Consider the following 19,695-nt stretch of genomic DNA (forward strand, 5'->3'; position numbering starts at 1 on the left):
AAAATTATCAGCCACGCCAGTCATGCTCTGCGCATTTCTCTGGCAGTCTGATAGATCAGCCTCAGGAGGGGCTCCGGATCCCGGTCCGGCGGGTGACGCAGGATCTCCCCACGCAGCCAGGCAATTTCACTGCCGGCAACCTGGCGAAATGACCGCAGCTGCCCGGCATTTTTTAGCCACTTCATAATAAAGGCATTTTTCTGCCGGTTTGAGCCAATGCGTCCCTGCTTTCTCGACAGGCCAACCGCCACCAGAAGACAGAAATAGAAATGAATTCTTTCTTCCAGACCGTTAAAAACGGTTTCAGGCGTCGTCTTCAGAGAGGTCAATCCAGATCGTCTTCAGTTCGGTGTACTGGTCGAGGGCGAAAACAGATTTATCGCGCCCGCCAAAGCCCGACTGCTTGTAGCCGCCAAACGGCGTGGTGGCATCGCCTTCCCCGAAGCAGTTCACCGTCACCGTACCGGCCCGAATGGCGCGGGATACGCGAATGGCCCGGTTCAGCCTGCCGGTGTAGACCGACGCGGCCAGACCGTATTCTGTATCGTTGGCCAGCGCAATGGCGTCGGCTTCGGTTTTAAAGGTGGTGACGCACAGCACCGGACCGAAGATCTCCTCCCGGAACAGCGCGCTCTCCGGCGTCACGCCGTCGATAATGGTCGGCTGGACATAAACGCCCTGCTCGGTATCGCCGCCCTGCACCATCCGCAGCCCCTCCTGGCGGGCGGTGTCGAGATAGCCGCTCACCTTGCTGAAATGCTCCGTCGAGACCATCGCCCCCAGTCGGTTGTTGGGATCGAGCGGGTTGCCCATCGGCCAGTCGCCAATCTGTTTGGCCATCTCGGCCAGCAGCGCCTCTTTAACACTTTCCTGCACCAGCAGGCGCGAGGTGGCGGAACAGTTCTCGCCCATGTTCCAGAATGCGCCGTTCAGCACGTGGCCAGCCACGGTCGCCAGATCCTCAGCATCGTCAAAGACAACCGCCGGGTTTTTACCGCCGCACTCCAGCACCACCTTCTTGAGGTTGGACTCTGCCGCATAGTGTAGGAAACGCCGTCCGGTAGCGGTAGAGCCGGTAAAGCTCACCATGTCGATGTCCGGGTGCAGGCCAATCGGCTCACCCACTTCTTTGCCGGTACCGGTGACGATATTCAGCACGCCCGCCGGGACGCCCGCCTCAAACGCCAGCCCGGCGACCCGCAGCGCGGTAAGGGAGGTTTGCTCCGCCGGTTTGACGATCACCGAGCAGCCCGCCGCCAGCGCCGGGCCAATTTTCCAGGCCAGCATCAGCAGCGGGAAGTTCCATGGCAGGACGCAGCCCACCACGCCAATCGGCTCGCGCACCACCAGCGCCATCGCGCCGTTACCGACCGGGGCAGTATGGTCGTAGAGTTTGTCGATGGCTTCGGCGTGCCACTTCAGCACGTGAATGGTTTCCGGCACGTCCACCGCCAGGCATTCGCTGACCGGTTTGCCGCTGTCGAGGCTCTCCAGCACCGCCAGTTGGTCGATCTCCTGCTCCATCAGCGCAGCCAGTTTCAGCAGCACCGCTTTGCGTTCGCCCGGTGCCCGCTTGCTCCAGCTTCCGGCCTCGAACGCGCTGCGCGCCCCCTCCACCGCCGCGTTAACGTCATTAACATCACAGGCGGCGATGTGGCCGAGGGTCTCTCCGGTAGCCGGGTTAGTAGTCGGCAGCGTTTTGCCGGATTGCGCGCCCACGAAGCGCCCGTTGATAAAGGCCTTGCTCGCCAGGGAGAGTTCCCGGGCGATGGCCGTTACGTCGTCCAGGGTGTGCAGCTGACTCATAGTGCCTCCTTACAGCGCCGCAGCGACGTTGCGTTTCACATCGGCAATCACCGCTTTCAGCTGCACTTTTTCTTCTTCATTCAGATCCTGCAGCGGCGCGCGCACCGTGCCGGAGGTCAGGCCGTTCAGCTCGCAGCCGTAACGGATCGACTGTACGAACTTGCCGCCGTCGAGGAAGTTCATCAGCGGCATCATCGCGGCCATGATCTTGCGGCCTTTAGCGAAATCCTTTTCCACCACGCAGGCTTCATACAGCGCCACGTGTTCACGCGGGATAAAGTTGGAGCCGGCGCAGACCCAGCTTTGCGCGCCCCAGGCGAAGAACTCGAGAGCCTGATCGTCCCAGCCGCAGGAGAGCGCGATGTTGGGGAACTTACAGGCCAGCAGGTGCAGGTTATTGAAATCGCCGGAGCTCTCTTTGATGGCGACCACGTTCGATGAGCGGCTCACTTCGCGGAAATAGGTTTCGCCCATGGTGATGCCCATGCGGCCCGGGTAGTTGTAGAGCATGATCGGCAGCTGGGCGGCTTTATCCACGGTCAATGCGTGATGGGCGTTTTCCAGCTCGGTCGGCAGGGCGTACGGCGGTGAGGTCACCAGAATGGCATCGGCTTTATGCTCACGGGCATGTTTAGCGTACTCCACCGCGTCTTCAGTACGGGTAGCCCCGGTGCCGACAATCAGCGGGAGGCGGGTGCCAATCACCTGGCGGGCATGTTCTACCAGCGCTTTACGCTCTTCCGGGCTCTGGGCGTAGTATTCACCGGTAGAGCCACCGATGATGATGCCATGTACGCGGACCTCGATCAGCGACTCCAGCACATCGGAAAAGCGCGGGAAATCAATGCTGCCATCGGCTGCGTAAGGGGTAATTGCCGGGGTGTAGATACCTTCAAATGTCAACACGATAACCTCCAGGGGGAATTCACGACCGTTTCAGTCTGCTACGCAACCCTGATGGACTGCGTTTGTTAAAAATTTGCATACGGGGAGGCAAAAGGTCAATGAATGAATATTTTTTGTATACATAAAAAATACAACGTAAATACGTAATAACAGGAGATTTTGACAGGAAATGAAAATTTATATTCTATAAATCAATAAATTAAACAGTTTATTTCTTCGTAGTAATTTTCTATATGATTTCCGATAGCGATCACATTCCCGAATTATAACGCTCCGAGACGTATTTACAGCGCCTTTCCAGCGGCATAGTTTTAATGCTGTAGTTAACCAGAATTTAACAAAGCAGCGCGCCGGAACGCCGGGTTGTGACCAGAATGTAAACAGAGGTACAGGGTATGCCCCATAAGAAAGCGACACTCATCGGCCTGATCGCCATCCTGCTCTGGAGCGCGATTGTCGGCCTGATCAAAAGCGTGAGCGAAGGCTTTGGCCCGGTGGGCGGGGCGGCACTGATCTACTCCTCTAGCGCGGTACTGCTGCTGTTTACTATTGGCTTTCCGAAGATCCAAAAGTTTCCGGTGAGCTATCTCATCATCGGCAGCGTGCTGTTCGTCTGCTATGAGCTGTGCCTGTCCCTGTCGCTGGGCTTTACCCATTCCGGGCGGCAGGCGATTGAAGTGGGGATGGTGAATTATCTTTGGCCAAGCATGACTATTTTACTGGCGGTGCTGGTTAACCGGCAGAAAACCAGCCCGTTAATTATTCCCGGCGTGATTTTAGCTATTATCGGAATAGGCCGGGTACTAGGCGGCGACGGCGGATTTTCACTGACGGAGATGATGAATAACGTCATGGATAATCCGTTAAGCTACGGCCTGGCATTTAGCGGCGCGGTGATCTGGGCTATTTATTGCGTGGTGACTCAGCGCATTGCCCAGGGAAATAACGGTATCACCTTGTTCTTTATCCTGACGGCATTGACGTTGTGGGTGAAATATCTCACCTCACCCCAGCCGGAGTTTAATCTGTCGTGGCATGCATGGATCAGCCTGCTGCTGGCGGCGATGGCGATGGGCTTTGGCTATGCCGCCTGGAACGTCGGGATCCTGCACGGCAACGTCACGGTGCTGGCGGCAGCGTCCTACTTTATCCCGATTATCTCTGCCGTACTGGCCGCCTTTATGCTGGACTCGCACCTGACCCTGGCCTTCTGGCAGGGGACGGCGATGGTCAGCCTCGGATCGCTGATCTGCTGGTGGTCGACGCGTACGGTTGCCGTAAAACGATTATCAGACGAAGCGTCTTAGAAATAAGAAACACAGTAACAACATAATAAATATAAATAACATCTTATCCGACCACCTGCAGCGGAGGAGTATTTGCCATGAATTACGCGAAATAAAGCACGCTCTTATTTAACGCTTGAACCTTCTTAGACCTATATTTATTCCGTGATCGTAATTAACGGGTATGGCTTCGCTCGGCCTGAATAAACATCCATCGCTATTAATGTTTATTCATGCCTGTAACCCATTAATTCAACGATATCGGGGAAAGACAGGAGTTACCATGTCAAATACCGTTTCTGTTGAAGATGTACCCCTCAACCGCTTTCACCGTCTGCTGACCGTTCGCTCCGGCGGCGGCTCCTTCGTCGATGGTTATGTGCTGAGCATTATCGGCATCGCCATGATGAAGGTCTCTCCGGCCCTGGGGCTGACCGCCTTCTGGGAGGGCCTGATTGCCGCCTCGGCGCTGATCGGCATCTTCTTTGGCGGCTTTATCGGCGGTGCCCTCACCGACCGGCTGGGCAGACGGATGCTCTATTTCGTCGGCCCGACGCTGTTTGTGCTCTGCTCCGTGGCGCAATATTGGGTGCAGAGCGGCGAGATGCTGTTTGCCCTGCGCTTTTTAAACGGCGTGGCGGTGGGCATTGAGTACCCGGTGGCGACCGCTTTCCTGGTGGAGTTTCTGCCGAAGAAAAACCGCGGGCCGTGCCTGGCAACCCTCACCATCCTGTGGTTTGCCGGTGCCGCCGTGGCCTATATCACCGGCGAAGCGCTGCTAAACTTTGGTGGCCCGGATGCCTGGCGTCTGACCCTGGCGAGCACTGCGGTGATTGGCGCTTTGCTGTTCCTGGTACGTCTCGGCACCCCGGAATCCCCGCGCTGGCTGATCAGCAAAGGTCGTCAAGCCGAAGCCGAAGCGATTATTCGCAAGGTGTATGGCCCTGACTTTGGCCTGGACAACCTGCCGGAGCAGGCGGAAAGCAAAAACCTCTCCTTCTTTAACCTGCTGCACTCGGGTTATGGCAAACGCATGGCGTTCGTGACCATTTTCTGGACCTGCTCGGTGATCCCGGTGTTTGCAGTGTATGCCTTTGCGCCGAAAGTGCTGGATGCCCTGCACCTCAGCGGCAAATGGGCGTCGTACGGTTCGGTGGCGATCACCCTGTTGTTCGTGGTCGGCTGCATTATTGCTACACGTCTGGTGAACACCCTGGGCCGCCGCAAGCTGCTGCTGCAAAGCTTCCTCTGGTCGGGGCTGGCGCTGCTGCTGCTGGGCCTGCTGCGTGATGGTCCGTCGATGATCATTCTGCTGATGTTTGGTGCCTACGCGCTGTTTATCGGCGGGGCTCAGGTGCTGCAGCTGGTCTACCCGAACGAGATCTTCCCGACGGAGATCCGTGCCGGTGCCGTGGGTGTGGGGACATCGCTGTCGCGCATCGGTGCGGCGGTCGGGACCTGGCTGGTGCCCGCCTCGCTGCAAAGCCTGGGGATCGGCACCACCATGTATATCGCCGCGGCGATCACCTTTGTGGGCTTAGCCGTCTCCTGGTGGCTGGCACCGGAAACCAACGCCCGCAGCCTTGCCGACGCGGCCTCGCTGGATGAGACCCCATCACAGCAAGCGAGTATGCCAGGAAATATGGCCAAGCGGCACATGCTGTAACTTTCGTAAAAAGGACGCCGGGTGGCGCTGCGCTTACCCGGCCTACAAGTACTCCACGCCCGTGCAAGCAAAGCGCCGCCGGGCAATAGTCCTTTACTCTTTCACCAGCTTTTCCACTTCCCGCCGCCGCTTTCTGAACGAACTGGGGGTTTCACCGTACTGCTTACGGAACCAGGCGATCAGGTGCGAGGCATCCGCAAACCCGGTGGCGGTGGCGATGGCGTTAATACTGTTGCTGGAGTCGGCCATCAGCTTGCGTGCCTGCTCGAGACGCATCCGCCGCCAGTAAACCGCCGCCGAGTGGCCGGTACACTGGGTAAAGATCAGGTTAAGCTGGCGGAAAGTGACCCCGGCAAAGGCTGCCACCTCCGCCAGCGGTACCGGCGAGTCGAGGTGATGCTTCATAAACACAATCACCTTCGTGACCAGCGGATTTTCGTAAACGTCGGGTTCGCTAATCGGCGCTTTGTGCTTCGTTTTCGGCGTGGGCACCTCATCCACCAGCAGATATTTCAGCACCTTTTGCGAGCGCACCAGCCCGCAGTGCTGGCGGATCAGATCCGCCGCCAGGTCAATCGCCGTGCCGCCCGGACAGGAGATAATCCCGCCGTCCTTGATGTAGGTTTTATCGATCACCGGAATGGCATTCGGGAAGCGCAGCCGGAACTCATCCCGGGTGGTGAAGTGGATCGCGCAGTGGCGACCGTCCAGCAGCCCGGCGTTACCGGCGACAAAGGCCCCGCTGCACAGGGTAATGATTGGGATATTGCGGGCATGCAGGTCCCGCAGGGCCTGCAACAGCCACTCCGGCGACTGGCGGGTCTCTTCCAGCAGTCCGCCCGCGACCACAAAGTAATCCCACTCTTTTGAGAAATCGAGCTTAGCGGTGGGTGACACCGGCAGGCCGCAGCTGGCGGTAATCGGCTGGTCATCGCAGGTCATCCACTCCCAGCGGCAGAAGATCTGCCGGCTGGAGAAGGACTCATCCGCCGCAAAGCGCAGGGACTCCACCAACCCCGCCACCGAGGCCAGCGTAAAGTGCTTCATCAGCAGAAAGCCGATCGTCAGATCGGGCTTCGGCTCACTGTCAGGCAATTTCGTTGGAGGCATAGTCATCCGGCTCCTGCAATCCTCCCAGCTTGCTCAGCAGACGCTTCAGATCCGCGATATCCTGGGTATTCAGACCCGCGGTAATCAACTTCTCGGCGCTTTTGGCCTGCTCAATCATCCGGGCCAGCATCGCCTCGCCCTCTGCCGTCATGGAGACCAGCTTGCGGCGGCGGTTGGCGGGATCGGTCTCTACCGTCAGTAACCCGCTTTTGGTCATGCGATCAATTACATAGGTGCCGGTGGCTTTATCAAACCCGGCGCGGCTCCCCAGCGTTTGCTGGTCGCAAGTGGTTTCTTCCGCCAGCACTACCAGTATGGCGTACTGCACGGCAGATAACCCGGTATCGACGCACTGGCTCCAGCAGGTGGTGGAGTGCTGCCCTGCGCGGCGCATCAGGTGCATTAATGAACAATCGCCGTGCGGCCACAGGGGCGCGGCAAGGATTAAGTCGCGATTTTCTGCCATCGGCTCTCTTGACTCCTGAAAACGACAAACATATAGTTCGGGCACAAACAGTTTGAACTCAAACTATACATGAAAGAATACATTCAGAGAACCCGCATGAAGCTTGTTGTAGGCATGACTGGCGCTACTGGCGCTGCAATTGGCGTTCGTTTACTGGCCGCGCTGAAGGATCTGGACGTCGAAACGCATCTGATCGTCTCCAAATGGGCGCGCGCCACCATTCAACTGGAAACGCCCTACAGTGTACAGGAGGTTATCGCGCTCGCCTCGAAGACTTACAGCGAGCACGATCAGGCGGCGGCCATCTCCAGCGGATCCTTTCACGTCGACGGCATGATCGTGGTGCCGTGCAGCATGAAAACCCTCGCTGCCATCCGCTGTGGCTATGGCGATGGTCTGATTGCCCGCGCCGCCGACGTGACCCTGAAAGAGCAGCGCAAGCTGGTGCTGGTGCCGCGTGAATCGCCGCTCAACGCCATCCACCTGGAGAACATGCTCGCCCTGACCCGCGCCGGGGCGATGATGCTGCCGCCGATGCCCGCCTTCTATAACAACCCCACCAGCACTGACGACATCATCAACCACTTTGTGTCGCGCATTCTGGATCAGTTCGGCCTGGATAACGCTTTAACAAAACGCTGGGGTGAACCTCACTCCGTCCCCACGGCTTAAGGAGAGCCTGATGAACTATTACGGTGATTTACGCAGTTATATCGATGCCCTCGACGCCATGGGCGACATCATGCACGTGACCCGCGAAGTGGACGGTGATTTTGAGCCGAGCGCCATTACCCGCCGCAGCTATGAGATCCAGTCCCCTGCCCCGCTGTTCCACAAGGTGGCTGGCGTGGCCCCCGGTTTCCGCCTGTTCGGTGCCCCGGCCAGCCTCTCCTCCCGTCAGGAGATGCCTTATGCCCGCGTGGCGATGTCGCTCGGCCTGGCCCCCGAGTCCACCGGGCCGCAGATCGTCGAAGCGCTGTCGGCGGCGCGCCATAAGCCCGGCATTCCCCCGGTGCGGGTTGAGTCTGCGGATGCCCTGTGTCATCAGAACATCCTGCGTGGTGAAGAGGCGAACCTCGATCGCTTCCCGATCCCCTTTGCCCACGACAAGGACGGCGGTCGCTACGCCAACACCTGGGGCACGCTGATCGTCAGAACGCCGGACGGCAAATGGGTGAACTGGTCCATCGCCCGCGTGATGAAGGTCGACGGCAAACGCATGGTGGGGCTGATTGTGCCGAGCCAGCATATCGGCCAGATCTGGACCGAGTGGGTCAAGCTCGGCCAGCCAATGCCTTACGCCCTGGTGCAGGGCCCGGCTCCGGCGATCTCGTGCGTGTCCGGCATGCCGATCCCGGCCCACGCCGACGAGGCGGATTACATCGGCACCCTGGCGGGCGAGCCGGTGCCGGTGGTGAAAGCGGTCAGCATCGATCTGGACGTTCCTGCCACGGCAGAGATCGTGATTGAGGGCCACGTCTCCATCAATCGAGACTGCCAGGAAGGCCCGTACGGCGAGTACGGCGGCTATCTTGGCGAGGGTTCCTCTGCCCAGCCGACCTTCCACGTCGAGACCATTACCCACCGGGACGACCCGATCTGGCCGATGTCGATCACCGGCCGCCCGACCGATGAGTCGCATACCCTCTGGGCGATGGGGCTGGCCGCCGATGCCCTGACGTATCTGCGTGAAGCGGAGCTGCCGATTGTCACCGCCTGGATCCCGGAAGATTCGACCGTCCACTGGCTGCTGGTGGTAGTGCCGCAGAACTGGCGCGAGCTGCTGCCGGGCGTCACCAGCGAAGCTCTGGCTCAGCGCATCGGCGAGGTGCTGTTTAAGACCGACGCGATGGTGTTTATTCCGAAGGTCTACGTGGTGGATGATGATTTTGATCCTACCAACCTGCGCGAAGTGGTGTGGGTCCTCTCAACCCGCGTCCACCCAGTTGGCCGCCGCGTGGTGTTTGACGATCAGCGCGTGATCCGCCTGCCCCAGTGCTATGAAGAGGAGGAGTACGTGGCAGGTCTTGGGGCGAAAGTGGTGTTTGATACGCTGCAGTCCACCCGCCATCTGCATGCCTCGTTTGAGCAAGGGTATCCGGAAGAGGTACGCCAGCGCGTACTGGAGAACTGGCCGTCGGAGCTATAAGTCTCTTAAGCCTGTCTGTTTAAACAACTGACAGGCATGTCCGGGTTTCCCATCGCTCACTTATACGGCGATGAAAAACGACAAGGTCAAAGCCATTGTCGCCTTCGACCCTGGCAGCAGCTCTGTATTCCCGGAAATATCTTGAGTATGTTGCCAGTCGTACCTGCCTGTGGCGTTTATCTCAGTAATACCTGAATCAACTGAAAGAAGATATACACTGACCTGCTCCCCACAGATTGATGCAGATAGATGTTAGTAAGGTCCGCTCTTGGCACACTACGGACGGTGACTGATCATTTCCTTTTGAAGATGCTTCTCATCGGATTCGCTCTAAAAGTTGCTAACTTATGTAGCCCTCTGGGTCTTAACACACAGAAAAAGCCAGTGATTAAATACTATTAAAAATCATGTAGTTACATATTGCTAACTGTTAGCGCTATTCAGATATAATGATGGATGCATAATAGCCCGTTCAGCAGCTGCGAAGTCACTTGGGCTAAAAATGGGTGACCCCTGGTTCAAGATTGGCCGCGAGGCGGAAAGAAGAGGCGTTGTTGCCTTTTCCAGTAATTACAGCCTTTATGCTGACATGTCTGACAGAGTGATGACTATTTTGCAGATGTTAGCTCCCCGCGTAGAAATATACAGTATTGATGAAGCCTTTTGCGATCTTACGGGAGTAAGTAGTCTTTTATCACTTGAGGTTTTTGGCCATCAGATACGTGAGCAGATCAGGCGCAGGACACACCTCTCCGTGGGGGTGGGGATAGGCCCAACGAAAACTCTGGCTAAACTGGCCCAATATGCAAGTAAACGCTAGCCAGCTACGCGAGGAGTAGTTGACCTGAGCAATATAGGGCGACAGCGAAAGTTAATGGCCTTGGTGCCAGTCGAAGAGGTCTGGGGTATTGGCCGTCGGCTCGGTAAAAAATTGCAGTTGATGGGGATTAACAATGCACTCCAGCTGTCTGAGCTGTCTCCTTCATTTATTCGTAAGCAATTTTCAGTGGTTGTTGAACGAACAGTAAGAGAACTCAACGGCACGCCCTGCCTGGGCCTTGAAGAGTTTACAGCTCCAAAGGAGCAAATCATATGCTCCCGCTCCTTTGGAGAAAAACCTACAGATGAAGTCAGCATCCATCAGGCCGTCTGCGCTCATGCCGAACGTGCAGCAGAAAAGTTACGCGCAGAGCACCAGTTTTGTAAACGAGTAGCGGTATTCATCAGTACCAGTCCCTTTGCAGAGAATGAATCGTTCTATAAAAATCAGGCTGTAACGGAGCTTGCTGTTCCGGCCCGTGATTCCCGGGATATCATCAAGGCGGCTGTAAGAGCTCTTGAAACAATATTCATCCCGGGGCATCGTTATCAACGCGCAGGTGTAATTCTCACCGATTTTCGCAGCGCCGCAGTATCTCAACTTACCCTGTTCGATGACCTTCAGCCTCATCGTAATAGCGATGAATTAATGACACTCATAGACAGCATTAACAGCTCTGGTAAGGGTTCAGTCTGGTTTGCAGGGCAGGGCATTAAAAGTGATGCCACAGGCTGGAAGATGCGAAGAGAAAGACTTTCGCCCGCTTTTACAACCAGATTGGATGATATTGTCAGAGTAAGGTAATCATCTTTTTTATATTTGCTCGAAACCGCACCATTGACATTACAAACTCTATACGGCAGGGTTTACAGTCTGTTACATGGTGAATAAGTCAAGCGTACTTTTCATTGACCGCTTTTTTATTAAATATGTTTGGAGGATACGGATCGTGAGGAGTCTTACCGCCATTTTAATAATTCCTGCTCTTGTCACAGCCTGTAGTATGCAGGAAATAGCAGATACAAATAATAAAATCAGTGATGGTGCTTCAGGTATAATGAACTCTTTGAGGGGAAATTCTAACCCATCAACTGATGTTACGACACCAATGCATTTACCTCAGTCATTAAAAAAAGAATCCAAGTCCAAAAATTATACTGTAGCTGTTGATGTAGATACTGCTGCTGCCAGAATAAAAAGACATTACAAGTTTATGTCAAGTCAGGAGCTGGATAGTTTACGGAATAGCTCTAATGACGGGGCATGGAAAGCGGCCGCTGAAGATAATGCACATCCAGTTTGGGAGGCAATACCTGGTAGCTATTATAAAATGGGCTCTGACTGGAATGATAACGATCATTTAGATGTGGAAATTGAAAAAAACGGGAGTGGGAGTAAACTCTATATAACATATTCATCGGCATCTGCAGAAAGGCTATCGGGATCTGGCGTACAGAAGTTGATGAAGGAAATTCATTCCGTGGCTATAGGTGAGTGATATTTTATCGGGAATAGGTAGTTATTATTATGTGTTAATGATAACTACCTTTTTTAGTTGGTTTATTTTAACTCAATATATAGGCCAAGCGCGATACAAAAAGCATGCAGTAGAATTGGTAAAAGAAGCCCTCTGCTTTGATATCTTGCTCCACAGAAAATTAATGAAAGTGAAAACATTTGGATTTTGGTGGGCAATGAATACTGTGTGTGTATAACTGCAAACAAAACAGAAACTGTCAGCCCACCGATGATATAGCCCGCCTTTTCACCAAGGGCGTTTAAAAAAGAACTCAGGATAATTCCTCTGAAAACTAGTTCCTCCAGTAGAGGGAAAATAATAATTGTGGCTGCGATTTTTACAGCTGCCATTTCATGTGACAAACCTTTAGTAAATTCTGTAACGAAGGGTTCTTTCGGCGTAAGGTAGTATGAAGCAGTGTAAGCAATAATTATGAGCAAGAAAAAAACAAATGACTGCTTGTTAGGTTTCCCCCAGGTTAATCCTTGGTAAAGTGAGGTGTTATTTAATAAGTGAGTTATGGATAAAAAAATTAAAAGCATCATCAGAGGCTTAATTATCTGCAAATGTAATATTGAGAAATTAAGCCTGGTCATTAAGAATATATTTAGATCGATAGAGGTTAATAATAAATAAAAGAATAAAAAGTTAGATAATCCGAAAATCAGAATCATAAGGCGTTGTTTTAAAATATCCATATCAACCACTTTCATCGGAGAAAACTACATATTACTCACCCAAAAAACGATGTCTACATCCATTTGACGTCGTATTTCCCTGTTGGTACTATCAAACAGTTGTACTGTCGCACTGGCGACCACCAATGCTCTTGTAGCCTGTGATGAGCGCCTTCGGGTGGCTACAGTCGCACTTAAGCTGCGACCACCAATGTTCCGGCAGTCTGTGAGGAGCGCCTTCGGGTGACTGCACAATAAAACTCTCTAAGCCTGAAAGGGAGTACATGAAAAATGTGGCAAATCTGCTCACCTTTGAAAGCAGATATCGTCTATGAAAGCGCACTATGACGCGGCGATGAAGGTTTACTGTGTAGCAAATCTGCCAGTTTCAATTCTCTTCCGTTCTGTGAACGGCATCAGTTCAACGTCTTCTCATTTGCAGTGATACGCCCTGAGTTTCGTACGACTTTTGCACCGACGTATAAGGCCATTTGGTACATTTGGCCGCTTACGGAGTTGCATTAGGAGCACGAAGCTGCGCGGCGTCACTTGTGAAGTGGCGAAGACACTACCAAGTGACGCGCGCAGCGCATAACGTCTCAACCCACGTACGACGTGGTTTTCAACGTTTTACTACCATCTGACCAACATGTAGTCCGTGTCAGTACGGTATTAAACTCACTTTTACATCAACGTAAGCACGACGGAAGGCCGTCTGAACGTTCAACTATCAGTAAGGAGGAAATCGACTCGGTATCGATGGCGACACTACGAACAGTAGTGTTGGAGGCAGCTTGACGTAAGTCAGCTCTGCATAAGCAGCAAACAGATCAGAGATCTGGGGTGCCTCGCAAGAACTCAACAATTCGCCGCCCCGATGCACAGATACCAGTTGAGACGCAGGAAGCGCAAAAGCAACCGTGTCGTCGGGGATGAATTACTGGGGTACAGATCCGTCCGCTTATTTACAAGCCGAGGGACGTGTATCCCTGTGGAGATATAGGAATGTCCAGATTCGGTAAACAGCTAGGAAAACAACTTGTCACGCTTGCTCGTCAGGGACGAGGGAGTTTTAAAACCGTTGCTGACCGTTCCAGAATTGCGGACCGTTTTTCTGAACGTCTGGCAAAGTTGAATATTCAAATTCGTGATGTAAAACACATCAAGACGACCCATATCGAAAAATATATTCATAGCCGGCAGGCTGAAAACCTGTCGCTCCGTACATTGCAAAACGAGATGGCAGCAGTGCGTTCAATCATGTCAGCTGCGGGGCGAAATAAACTTGCTGATCCCAACCATGAGAAATTGAGCAACCAGGCTCTCGGGATTTCAGGTGCTAACCGTGATGGGACAAAAGCCCCTATTTCGGATGAAAAATTAACTGCTGTCATAAATCACGTCTTAAAAAAAGATGCAGGGGTAGCATTGGGTGTTCAGTTGTCTCGCTATGTAGGTTTGCGAACGGAAGAAGCTGTTCAGTCAGCAAAGTCTTTAAAAACATGGAGGCAGGCTTTAATTAATGGGGACGAATGTGTTCGGGTTGTTTTCGGCACGAAAGGGGGGCGTCCTCGCGATACGACCATTTTTAATCGCGAAAAGGTTTTATCTATTTTAGATGCGGCAATAAAATATTGTGATGAACACAATGGGAAATTGATTGATAAACCTTCATTGCATACAGCAATAGAACGGTACAGGAATATTGTTCGTGAGGCTGGAATGACAGGAAAAGATGCTCCGCATAGTTTGCGATACGCGTATTCACGCGATGCGGTGACTCATCATGTCAAAAATGGAATGAGTCGCGTAGAAGCAGAGGCACTGGTATCGATGGATTTAGGGCATGGGGATAGCCGAGGGCGTTACATTAAGCAAGTATATTTTAAAGGTGATGTGGAATAATGCTTTAATCGCATTCAGTGTACAGGATTTTAATAATTTAAAAATCTCGGATGTGATGACAACTTGTTGATGACGATTTTAGGCCATAGTAATTCACGCCTTGACTTGTGCATATTCCGTCCCAAACCGATCATTGATTCCCGGTAACAATGAACAGGTCACTCACGACGAGAAACCCAACAATCCCACCAGGGGTTGATGGTGGAGAAGCTGAAAGGAAGAGACCTGCAGCTGTCCGCAGGGTAATGTGACCCGCTGACAACAGGGATTGAGGTGAGACAACTAAGCCGAGACGATCTTCAAGGTTGAGTACTGAAAGGCTGAGGAACATGAACCCGTTAATTCGCATAAATGTTACCAGGGCCTACGTGATCTGACAGGCCGAGCAGGAGGAACTTGCAGTTATACGTAACTACTGCCAGACGAAAATATTATTTTGGCATGTATGCAAAATTCAGGGACAGGAGCGTCTATCATGCTCGCGTTGCTGACTACTAGCAACTTGGAGTAAGTAAGGACAAAGAGTACGAAGGGCAGCGACCTCAGTACGTCTGAGTCCAGACAGATCAGCGACGGATGTTAAGGTGCATGGTTCCGATGACACGTTGATTGGCGGAGCTTCCGTAGTAGTCCGTGATGAGGAAAATCCATTATATAGTGAAGGGAAGCAGTTTAAATGTATTTGCAAAGTGAATTGGACTTCTACCTTACCATTGTAATATCTGTGTTGTCAGGATAATGTGTGATCTGCTCCTGCCTATGACCTTTTATAAAACCCTTGCTGTTGCGGTATCAAAGGTATATGGCATTACTAACATCGCGGTGTGTTAAGTGTGTTAATAAACGGGGAGCAGACCACCGTTTCATAGCGGCAAGGCTGTCTCTCCGTAAGCCAACGGTGGTGGGTTATCGTATTGCTTACCTTTAGTGTGAGACACATGACATGTTTGTCAGCATCCTTAGTGACCTCAGAATGTATTAAGTATGATTCATTTTTATTTGATTTAAGTATCACGAAAAGAGTGCAACACATAGCAATTAAAAAAAGAATAATGACGGAAAGGATGAAAGTTTTCATTCCTATACCTCCAGTAATTTTTAGCTCAAGTAGTAGACCTTATTGACAAGGTGTATTACAGTCAGGGAAACAAAATTGAGTATCCAAAATTTATTTGCAATGGTAACCATCGCAAATTGGTTGAAATAAACTACTCATCAAGATAGCAATCGATGCTCCCGTATCGCTGAATAAGATAATGGTCGAGTGTTTTAATAGCCTGACTAGGGCATGCCAGCCTTTTTATATAGCTCTCTTTGCTCATATTTCTTTTAAGCCAGTGAGCAGAAAACAGATCGATATTTTTGATCAGCTCATACTCTGACTGGGTATAATCAAGGATGATGTCATCAAGTGTAGCATTGAGTTTTTTACCAAGAAGGTAGCTTGCTATGCCTGTACGATCTTTACCGAAATAACAACCGAAACCAACCATAGGTAATGAGTAAACAATTCTGAATAATTGTGAAAATTCATTTCTGTGCTTATCAACTATTTCTATATAAAAATCAATAAGTTCATCAACTGTAGGCGTAAGGGAGCGGCGGTAAGCTTCTCCAACGGTATCCATTGGCATATGAACAATCTTTTTGGCAAAAGGAAATAAAACCTTAGGAGCCATTCGTCCTCTGAAATCAACTAAAACATCTAACGTTGCAGGGAAAAGTGCTCCTGATGAATATGAAAGAGATGTTCTGAAAAAAGAGATGTTACCATAGTTTACTCGTCTACAATTGATCATTTATTTATCGCTTTTCAGTTCATAAAGAGGAACGATTTTTTTGCCAAAACGACTTTTATACTGACGTAACCGACTTGTTTTCGGTTCCTCAGAAAGTCGGGCGATAGAGAGGTTAAACGTACTTAAACCCTGGGATTTTGCCCACTCCGCTGCTGCCATCATTGCATAATAAGATGAGCCAGGATCTTTATAATTAGAGCGATGATTAATAGCAAGTTTTCTTAGATAACATTCAGAACCAAGAATCACAATATTCAGGCATGACAATATCACGCCATCTATAACGGTAAAAAAACTCCTGCTGATGCCTGCGTTATCCTGTAAAATAATGGATTCTATCGCATTTAAAGCAGACTGATCATAAATTTTATTTCTTTCATATCCTTGTTGAATCGCATTAAGATAATGCACTCGATACAATTCATCCCTTGCGTAAACCATATTTTCTGAACAAGTAATGATATCGACATTATCACGTTTTACTCTATCAATAATATGCTTTATTTTCCTTTTTTTTCCTCCTGAATAATAAACGGCATCAAGCCATAAATCGGTAGTTAAGTCTTTTTTAATAAGTGTAGATAATGATATTTTTAAGCTCAGTTCTTGTGCGTAATAACATAGGTGGTTACAAAGTGACAATGTCTCAAATGTGTCATCTGCTGTAAAACTCGCTTTATTTATACTTAGATTAAGAGAGCTAAGCCACTCAAAAAATTTTTTAACTAGCAGAGGGATTTGCTGGTAAGCTCCAGAAATAACTGGCCCGCAAGACCACTTAACCGTACCCGTATTTTCATTTATCAGTACTAGGCATCTTAGGCAAGCGCCTTGGATATCAATCGAAACATAGGTCGGAGTGTAGCCATAGCAGGCCATAGAATATTCGCCATTATAAGTAGATTGTGGATAAGGTGTACTGGAATGTTGGCAAATAAAGTTGTTCCACTCTAGGGCGTTAACTTTAGTATGCGAATAGGAAATTAACATGAAAGCCTCTGATGAAATAAATAAAGGACTAGTCTGCGTTGCATGCGAGGAAACTATCCATATGAGACTTAATCAAAGCGATCTCCTGCTTGGGCAAATACTGCGAATGATTTAAAATCATATGGGCCAATGAAGAGAAGGTATGAAGCTGGGAAACTTGCGCCCAAGTTCCCCCCTCAGCCAATAAAGTATCTTGCAATGTGTACAACTGAGATAACACAGATATAGGTACTAGCCTTTTATGATTAACCCCACCCTGTCCGGTTCTGACTTTAGCAGCATTTGTTAATGCGCCTGAGAAGTATCCCTTAAAATCCTTAGCAGGTATAATTACTTTTACCGCTCTTTCCGGTTGTTGGTTCAGTAAAGGCAAAAAACGGTACATGGATATTCCCGTACCGGTGATAATGACATTTGCTTGCTGTAGTAAAACTCGTGAAAAACAGTAAGCATTAGCGAGCGGTGTGAGAGAACGATTAATCTCACCCCGACCGTTATGATAATTGGGCAGATCGCCTGTTTCAGTGACTTTACCTTTGTTAAGGTGAATGTGTTGCGGAAGTGCTAACCCGGCACGATGTAAAATACGATTAAGAAGGCATAACGAAGCATCAGGATGAATAGAAATATATTCCGCTAAGAAGTCATCAATAATTTTGACAGTACGCTCTGTACTAAGGTTGTTTTCCTCGGCTGCAGTGATAATAGTTGAAATAAAAGGAGAAAGGGTTGTTTTACCGCATCCAGGCGCACCGACAATAATAGCAACAAGACCATTATGATGCAGCATGACGCTTTATTTCCTGCTCGATAAGTTGCCATGTTTTACGAAAGTCCGAAAAAATATTTGGACCGTAGCTTAGCTGAAAAAGGTTGTTATGAGAACTCAACTCGGTAAAAGTATGCTTAACGCCGGGGACAAGCGGTGAAGGTGCCAAATTAAGGTAATCAACAAAATGGCGTTCTTGGTTAGGGTTGGTGAAGATGTTATGGTCATCCACTCCGTTCAAATGGGTTAGTCTCAATATATTCTCCTCATTAACAAAATTAAGCATTAGAAAAACAATCCTTCCCGTAAAATCGCTATAATTAGTATTAAATGTCTGCATAAACTCATCGACATCAAATAAGATCCTCTTCCGCGAATTCGGTGGATAATGCTGTCCAATATCATTGAGCCAGTTATCCTCGAGGGGTTGTTTACGTCTAAGAGAGAACGGTTTTATAGTACCTACCACAGAGCTATCTAAGGAACTTAATGAAATACCCATCCGGCGTGGCCAACCTGAAAGCTGGACATCATTTCCCTCTGACCAACAAATTAATAGGTCGTCAGATTTAAAATCAGCATTGAGATCGGTACAGCATCGTAGGAGAAAACTAGATTTTCCGGAACCTCTTGGTCCAAAAAAAACATAACTGGTGTCTTTAATTATTACACATGAAGCATGAAGAACTTGAGCTTTCTTTTTGTAAGTACAATACCCTACCAGTTGCTTAATTATTCGGGAAAAGGTTTTATCATTTAGGTGGCCATCTTCAGAAATGGTGATATTCCAAGTTCTGTTACACTGATTAACTTCAATGAGAGCCCCTACGCTATCCTTTTCAGGTTCTCGGTAAATGATTTTTTCTTCGTCAGAATACTTTACTATTCTTAAGCCGCCACCATTGCCATCTAGATCGACGTTCAACACAGGCGGCATACGCCAAGGGCGATTTTCGTCTACCCAGGTTTGAACAAATTTTCTAACGTAGAGGTTGATGGTGCAGGTAACGGGGGTTGCCACATTTATTATTCTGAAGGCGGGTGTCAAATATAAGATAACTTCATTTAAATTAACACCATCCCGGGAAATTAATGAGAATTTCTCTCCGGCAAACTCAAATAAAAGGCGTTCGGTCATATAACAATCCTTTTCAGTCCATAAGGTTTTATTTATTCAAATACGTAATCCTGCCTATGGGAGTGGCTGGTGGTTGATGTTCCCAGAAAACGATCTGGATAGAGTTTCTTTTGTATTTTTTATGCATCTTGTTGACGGAATGATAAGAATTTTCGGTCCGTTTGAAAATTATACTCTTGCCGGGTATTGGTTCTATCGCATCAATAATTTCTCCACTTTTATTGTGAATTAGAAATTCTCCACCTAATCCACAACCTGGAGAACCTGTCAGGTAAATAAGATGAGTTAGCAATTTTGGCTTTCTATCGGTATGTATCGACATAAAACAATTTTCGTAGTATTGATTAATTATCACTTCTATCCATGCTCCTGACACGTCAATATCTAGTAACTTTTCAACTTTACTTTTGTATTCATTAGTTTTAACCATGGCGAGTAAATACTGCCAACATGCATCGAGTGATGATGTGTCAATTATGCTCTCATCGAACTGTGAATAAATCTTAGCCTGCTTACACAGGTAGCTTTTATCCGATCCATTATTACGCTCAGTAAGTACCAGTTTGTCATCGGGGAACGTATTGGATAGACTTTTAATAAAACCGGGTAGAAAAAAGTCATCTGAAACAAACCAGGGCCAAGGGCCTCCCTGTGTAAAGTTTGAAAAGTTCATGACCTGAAATCCTCTA

The 19,695-nt window shown here is 49.8% G+C and carries 17 protein-coding genes and 1 pseudogene; 7 read left to right on the plus strand and 11 right to left on the minus strand.

The annotated features are described in order from the left end of the window. Positions 1–20: 20 nt before the first annotated feature. The 3 genes from EKN38_RS07885 to EKN38_RS07895 are packed head-to-tail and all read right to left on the minus strand — an operon-like array spanning position 21 to position 2,712. Complete coding sequence (locus EKN38_RS07885; protein ID WP_250899552.1) at positions 21–329, minus strand: hypothetical protein; 309 nt, start codon at positions 327–329, stop codon at positions 21–23. Then, positions 304–1,806, minus strand: a complete 1,503-nt coding sequence (locus EKN38_RS07890; RefSeq protein ID WP_126521901.1) for an aldehyde dehydrogenase — start codon at positions 1,804–1,806, stop codon at positions 304–306. Before EKN38_RS07890 ends, EKN38_RS07885 begins: the two co-directional genes overlap by 26 nt. Before the next feature lie 9 nt (positions 1,807–1,815). Further along, positions 1,816–2,712 (minus strand): dihydrodipicolinate synthase family protein, encoded by an 897-nt coding sequence (locus EKN38_RS07895; protein ID WP_126521903.1) that lies wholly within the window; start codon positions 2,710–2,712, stop codon positions 1,816–1,818. A 395-nt stretch (positions 2,713–3,107) separates the two neighbouring features. On the opposite strand from EKN38_RS07895, the gene yddG reads away from it, so the two are divergent. Continuing rightward, positions 3,108–4,019 (plus strand): aromatic amino acid DMT transporter YddG, encoded by a 912-nt coding sequence (gene yddG / locus EKN38_RS07900; protein WP_126521905.1) that lies wholly within the window; start codon positions 3,108–3,110, stop codon positions 4,017–4,019. A 262-nt stretch (positions 4,020–4,281) separates the two neighbouring features. Further along, a complete protein-coding gene (locus tag EKN38_RS07905; RefSeq protein WP_126521907.1) occupies positions 4,282–5,664 on the plus strand; it encodes an MFS transporter in 1,383 nt (460 codons plus the stop codon). 93 nt (positions 5,665–5,757) lie between these two features. On the opposite strand, the gene EKN38_RS07910 is transcribed toward EKN38_RS07905, so the two are convergent. Then, positions 5,758–6,774 (minus strand): GlxA family transcriptional regulator, encoded by a 1,017-nt coding sequence (locus EKN38_RS07910; protein ID WP_126521909.1) that lies wholly within the window; start codon positions 6,772–6,774, stop codon positions 5,758–5,760. Continuing rightward, a complete protein-coding gene (locus EKN38_RS07915) occupies positions 6,752–7,240 on the minus strand; it encodes a MarR family winged helix-turn-helix transcriptional regulator (protein ID WP_126521911.1) in 489 nt (162 codons plus the stop codon). Before EKN38_RS07915 ends, EKN38_RS07910 begins: the two co-directional genes overlap by 23 nt. Before the next feature lie 96 nt (positions 7,241–7,336). On the opposite strand from EKN38_RS07915, the gene EKN38_RS07920 reads away from it, so the two are divergent. From EKN38_RS07920 to EKN38_RS25735, 4 genes and pseudogenes are all read left to right on the plus strand, one after another. After that, positions 7,337–7,912, plus strand: a complete 576-nt coding sequence (locus tag EKN38_RS07920) for a UbiX family flavin prenyltransferase (RefSeq protein WP_126521913.1) — start codon at positions 7,337–7,339, stop codon at positions 7,910–7,912. 10 nt (positions 7,913–7,922) lie between these two features. Continuing rightward, positions 7,923–9,389, plus strand: coding sequence for a UbiD family decarboxylase (locus tag EKN38_RS07925; RefSeq protein ID WP_126521915.1), 1,467 nt, complete (start codon positions 7,923–7,925; stop codon positions 9,387–9,389). Positions 9,390–9,837: 448 nt separating this feature from the next. Beyond that, positions 9,838–11,013: pseudogene (gene umuC / locus EKN38_RS26220) on the plus strand (translesion error-prone DNA polymerase V subunit UmuC); the annotation flags it as partial. A gap of 145 nt (positions 11,014–11,158) precedes the next feature. Further along, on the plus strand, positions 11,159–11,707 hold the full coding sequence (locus EKN38_RS25735; protein ID WP_256767805.1) for a hypothetical protein: 549 nt from the start codon (positions 11,159–11,161) through the stop codon (positions 11,705–11,707). A 62-nt stretch (positions 11,708–11,769) separates the two neighbouring features. Here the strand turns inward: EKN38_RS25735 and EKN38_RS07935 are convergent, their stop codons facing one another. Beyond that, the gene (locus tag EKN38_RS07935; RefSeq protein ID WP_126521917.1) at positions 11,770–12,441 is read right to left on the minus strand and encodes a CPBP family intramembrane glutamic endopeptidase; all 672 of its coding nucleotides are present in this window, start codon (positions 12,439–12,441) and stop codon (positions 11,770–11,772) included. Between the two features lie 969 nt (positions 12,442–13,410). Between EKN38_RS07935 and EKN38_RS07940 the strand changes: the two genes are divergently transcribed. Further along, the gene (locus EKN38_RS07940; protein ID WP_126521919.1) at positions 13,411–14,310 is read left to right on the plus strand and encodes an integrase domain-containing protein; all 900 of its coding nucleotides are present in this window, start codon (positions 13,411–13,413) and stop codon (positions 14,308–14,310) included. A gap of 1,208 nt (positions 14,311–15,518) precedes the next feature. Here EKN38_RS07940 and EKN38_RS07950 read toward each other — a convergent pair. Genes EKN38_RS07950 through EKN38_RS07970 form a run of 5 tightly spaced genes read right to left on the minus strand, consistent with a single transcriptional unit; the run spans position 15,519 to position 19,679 of the window. Beyond that, positions 15,519–16,109: a tyrosine-protein phosphatase gene (locus tag EKN38_RS07950; protein WP_080940460.1), complete on the minus strand. Its 591-nt coding sequence runs from the start codon at positions 16,107–16,109 to the stop codon at positions 15,519–15,521. Next, entirely contained in the window at positions 16,110–17,099 is a 990-nt protein-coding gene (locus EKN38_RS07955) for a hypothetical protein (protein WP_126521921.1), read from the minus strand. A gap of 28 nt (positions 17,100–17,127) precedes the next feature. After that, positions 17,128–17,889: a hypothetical protein gene (locus tag EKN38_RS07960; RefSeq protein WP_126521923.1), complete on the minus strand. Its 762-nt coding sequence runs from the start codon at positions 17,887–17,889 to the stop codon at positions 17,128–17,130. Continuing rightward, positions 17,876–19,006 carry a hypothetical protein gene (locus EKN38_RS07965; protein WP_126521925.1) on the minus strand — a complete coding sequence of 377 codons (1,131 nt, stop codon included), beginning with the start codon at positions 19,004–19,006 and terminating at the stop codon, positions 17,876–17,878. Before EKN38_RS07965 ends, EKN38_RS07960 begins: the two co-directional genes overlap by 14 nt. 28 nt (positions 19,007–19,034) lie before the next feature. Further along, positions 19,035–19,679, minus strand: coding sequence for a 2OG-Fe(II) oxygenase (locus tag EKN38_RS07970; RefSeq protein WP_126521927.1), 645 nt, complete (start codon positions 19,677–19,679; stop codon positions 19,035–19,037). Between the last annotated feature and the right edge of the window lie 16 nt (positions 19,680–19,695).

It is taken from the genome of Enterobacter sp. WCHEn045836 (assembly GCF_003965585.1).
In the GTDB taxonomy this organism is placed as follows: Bacteria; Pseudomonadota; Gammaproteobacteria; order Enterobacterales; family Enterobacteriaceae; genus Enterobacter; species Enterobacter dissolvens.

Coding starts and splice junctions, on each gene's coding strand:
- EKN38_RS07940 (WP_126521919.1), top strand. CDS start 13,411: ATGTCCAGATTCGGTAAACAGCTAGGAAAACAACTTGTCACGCTTGCT.
- EKN38_RS07915 (WP_126521911.1), bottom strand. CDS start 7,240: ATGGCAGAAAATCGCGACTTAATCCTTGCCGCGCCCCTGTGGCCGCAC.
- yddG (WP_126521905.1), top strand. CDS start 3,108: ATGCCCCATAAGAAAGCGACACTCATCGGCCTGATCGCCATCCTGCTC.
- EKN38_RS07950 (WP_080940460.1), bottom strand. CDS start 16,109: ATGATCAATTGTAGACGAGTAAACTATGGTAACATCTCTTTTTTCAGA.
- EKN38_RS07955 (WP_126521921.1), bottom strand. CDS start 17,099: ATGTTAATTTCCTATTCGCATACTAAAGTTAACGCCCTAGAGTGGAAC.
- EKN38_RS07920 (WP_126521913.1), top strand. CDS start 7,337: ATGAAGCTTGTTGTAGGCATGACTGGCGCTACTGGCGCTGCAATTGGC.
- EKN38_RS07890 (WP_126521901.1), bottom strand. CDS start 1,806: ATGAGTCAGCTGCACACCCTGGACGACGTAACGGCCATCGCCCGGGAA.
- EKN38_RS07935 (WP_126521917.1), bottom strand. CDS start 12,441: ATGAAAGTGGTTGATATGGATATTTTAAAACAACGCCTTATGATTCTG.
- EKN38_RS07970 (WP_126521927.1), bottom strand. CDS start 19,679: ATGAACTTTTCAAACTTTACACAGGGAGGCCCTTGGCCCTGGTTTGTT.
- EKN38_RS07965 (WP_126521925.1), bottom strand. CDS start 19,006: ATGACCGAACGCCTTTTATTTGAGTTTGCCGGAGAGAAATTCTCATTA.
- EKN38_RS07925 (WP_126521915.1), top strand. CDS start 7,923: ATGAACTATTACGGTGATTTACGCAGTTATATCGATGCCCTCGACGCC.
- EKN38_RS07905 (WP_126521907.1), top strand. CDS start 4,282: ATGTCAAATACCGTTTCTGTTGAAGATGTACCCCTCAACCGCTTTCAC.
- EKN38_RS07910 (WP_126521909.1), bottom strand. CDS start 6,774: ATGCCTCCAACGAAATTGCCTGACAGTGAGCCGAAGCCCGATCTGACG.
- EKN38_RS07960 (WP_126521923.1), bottom strand. CDS start 17,889: ATGCTGCATCATAATGGTCTTGTTGCTATTATTGTCGGTGCGCCTGGA.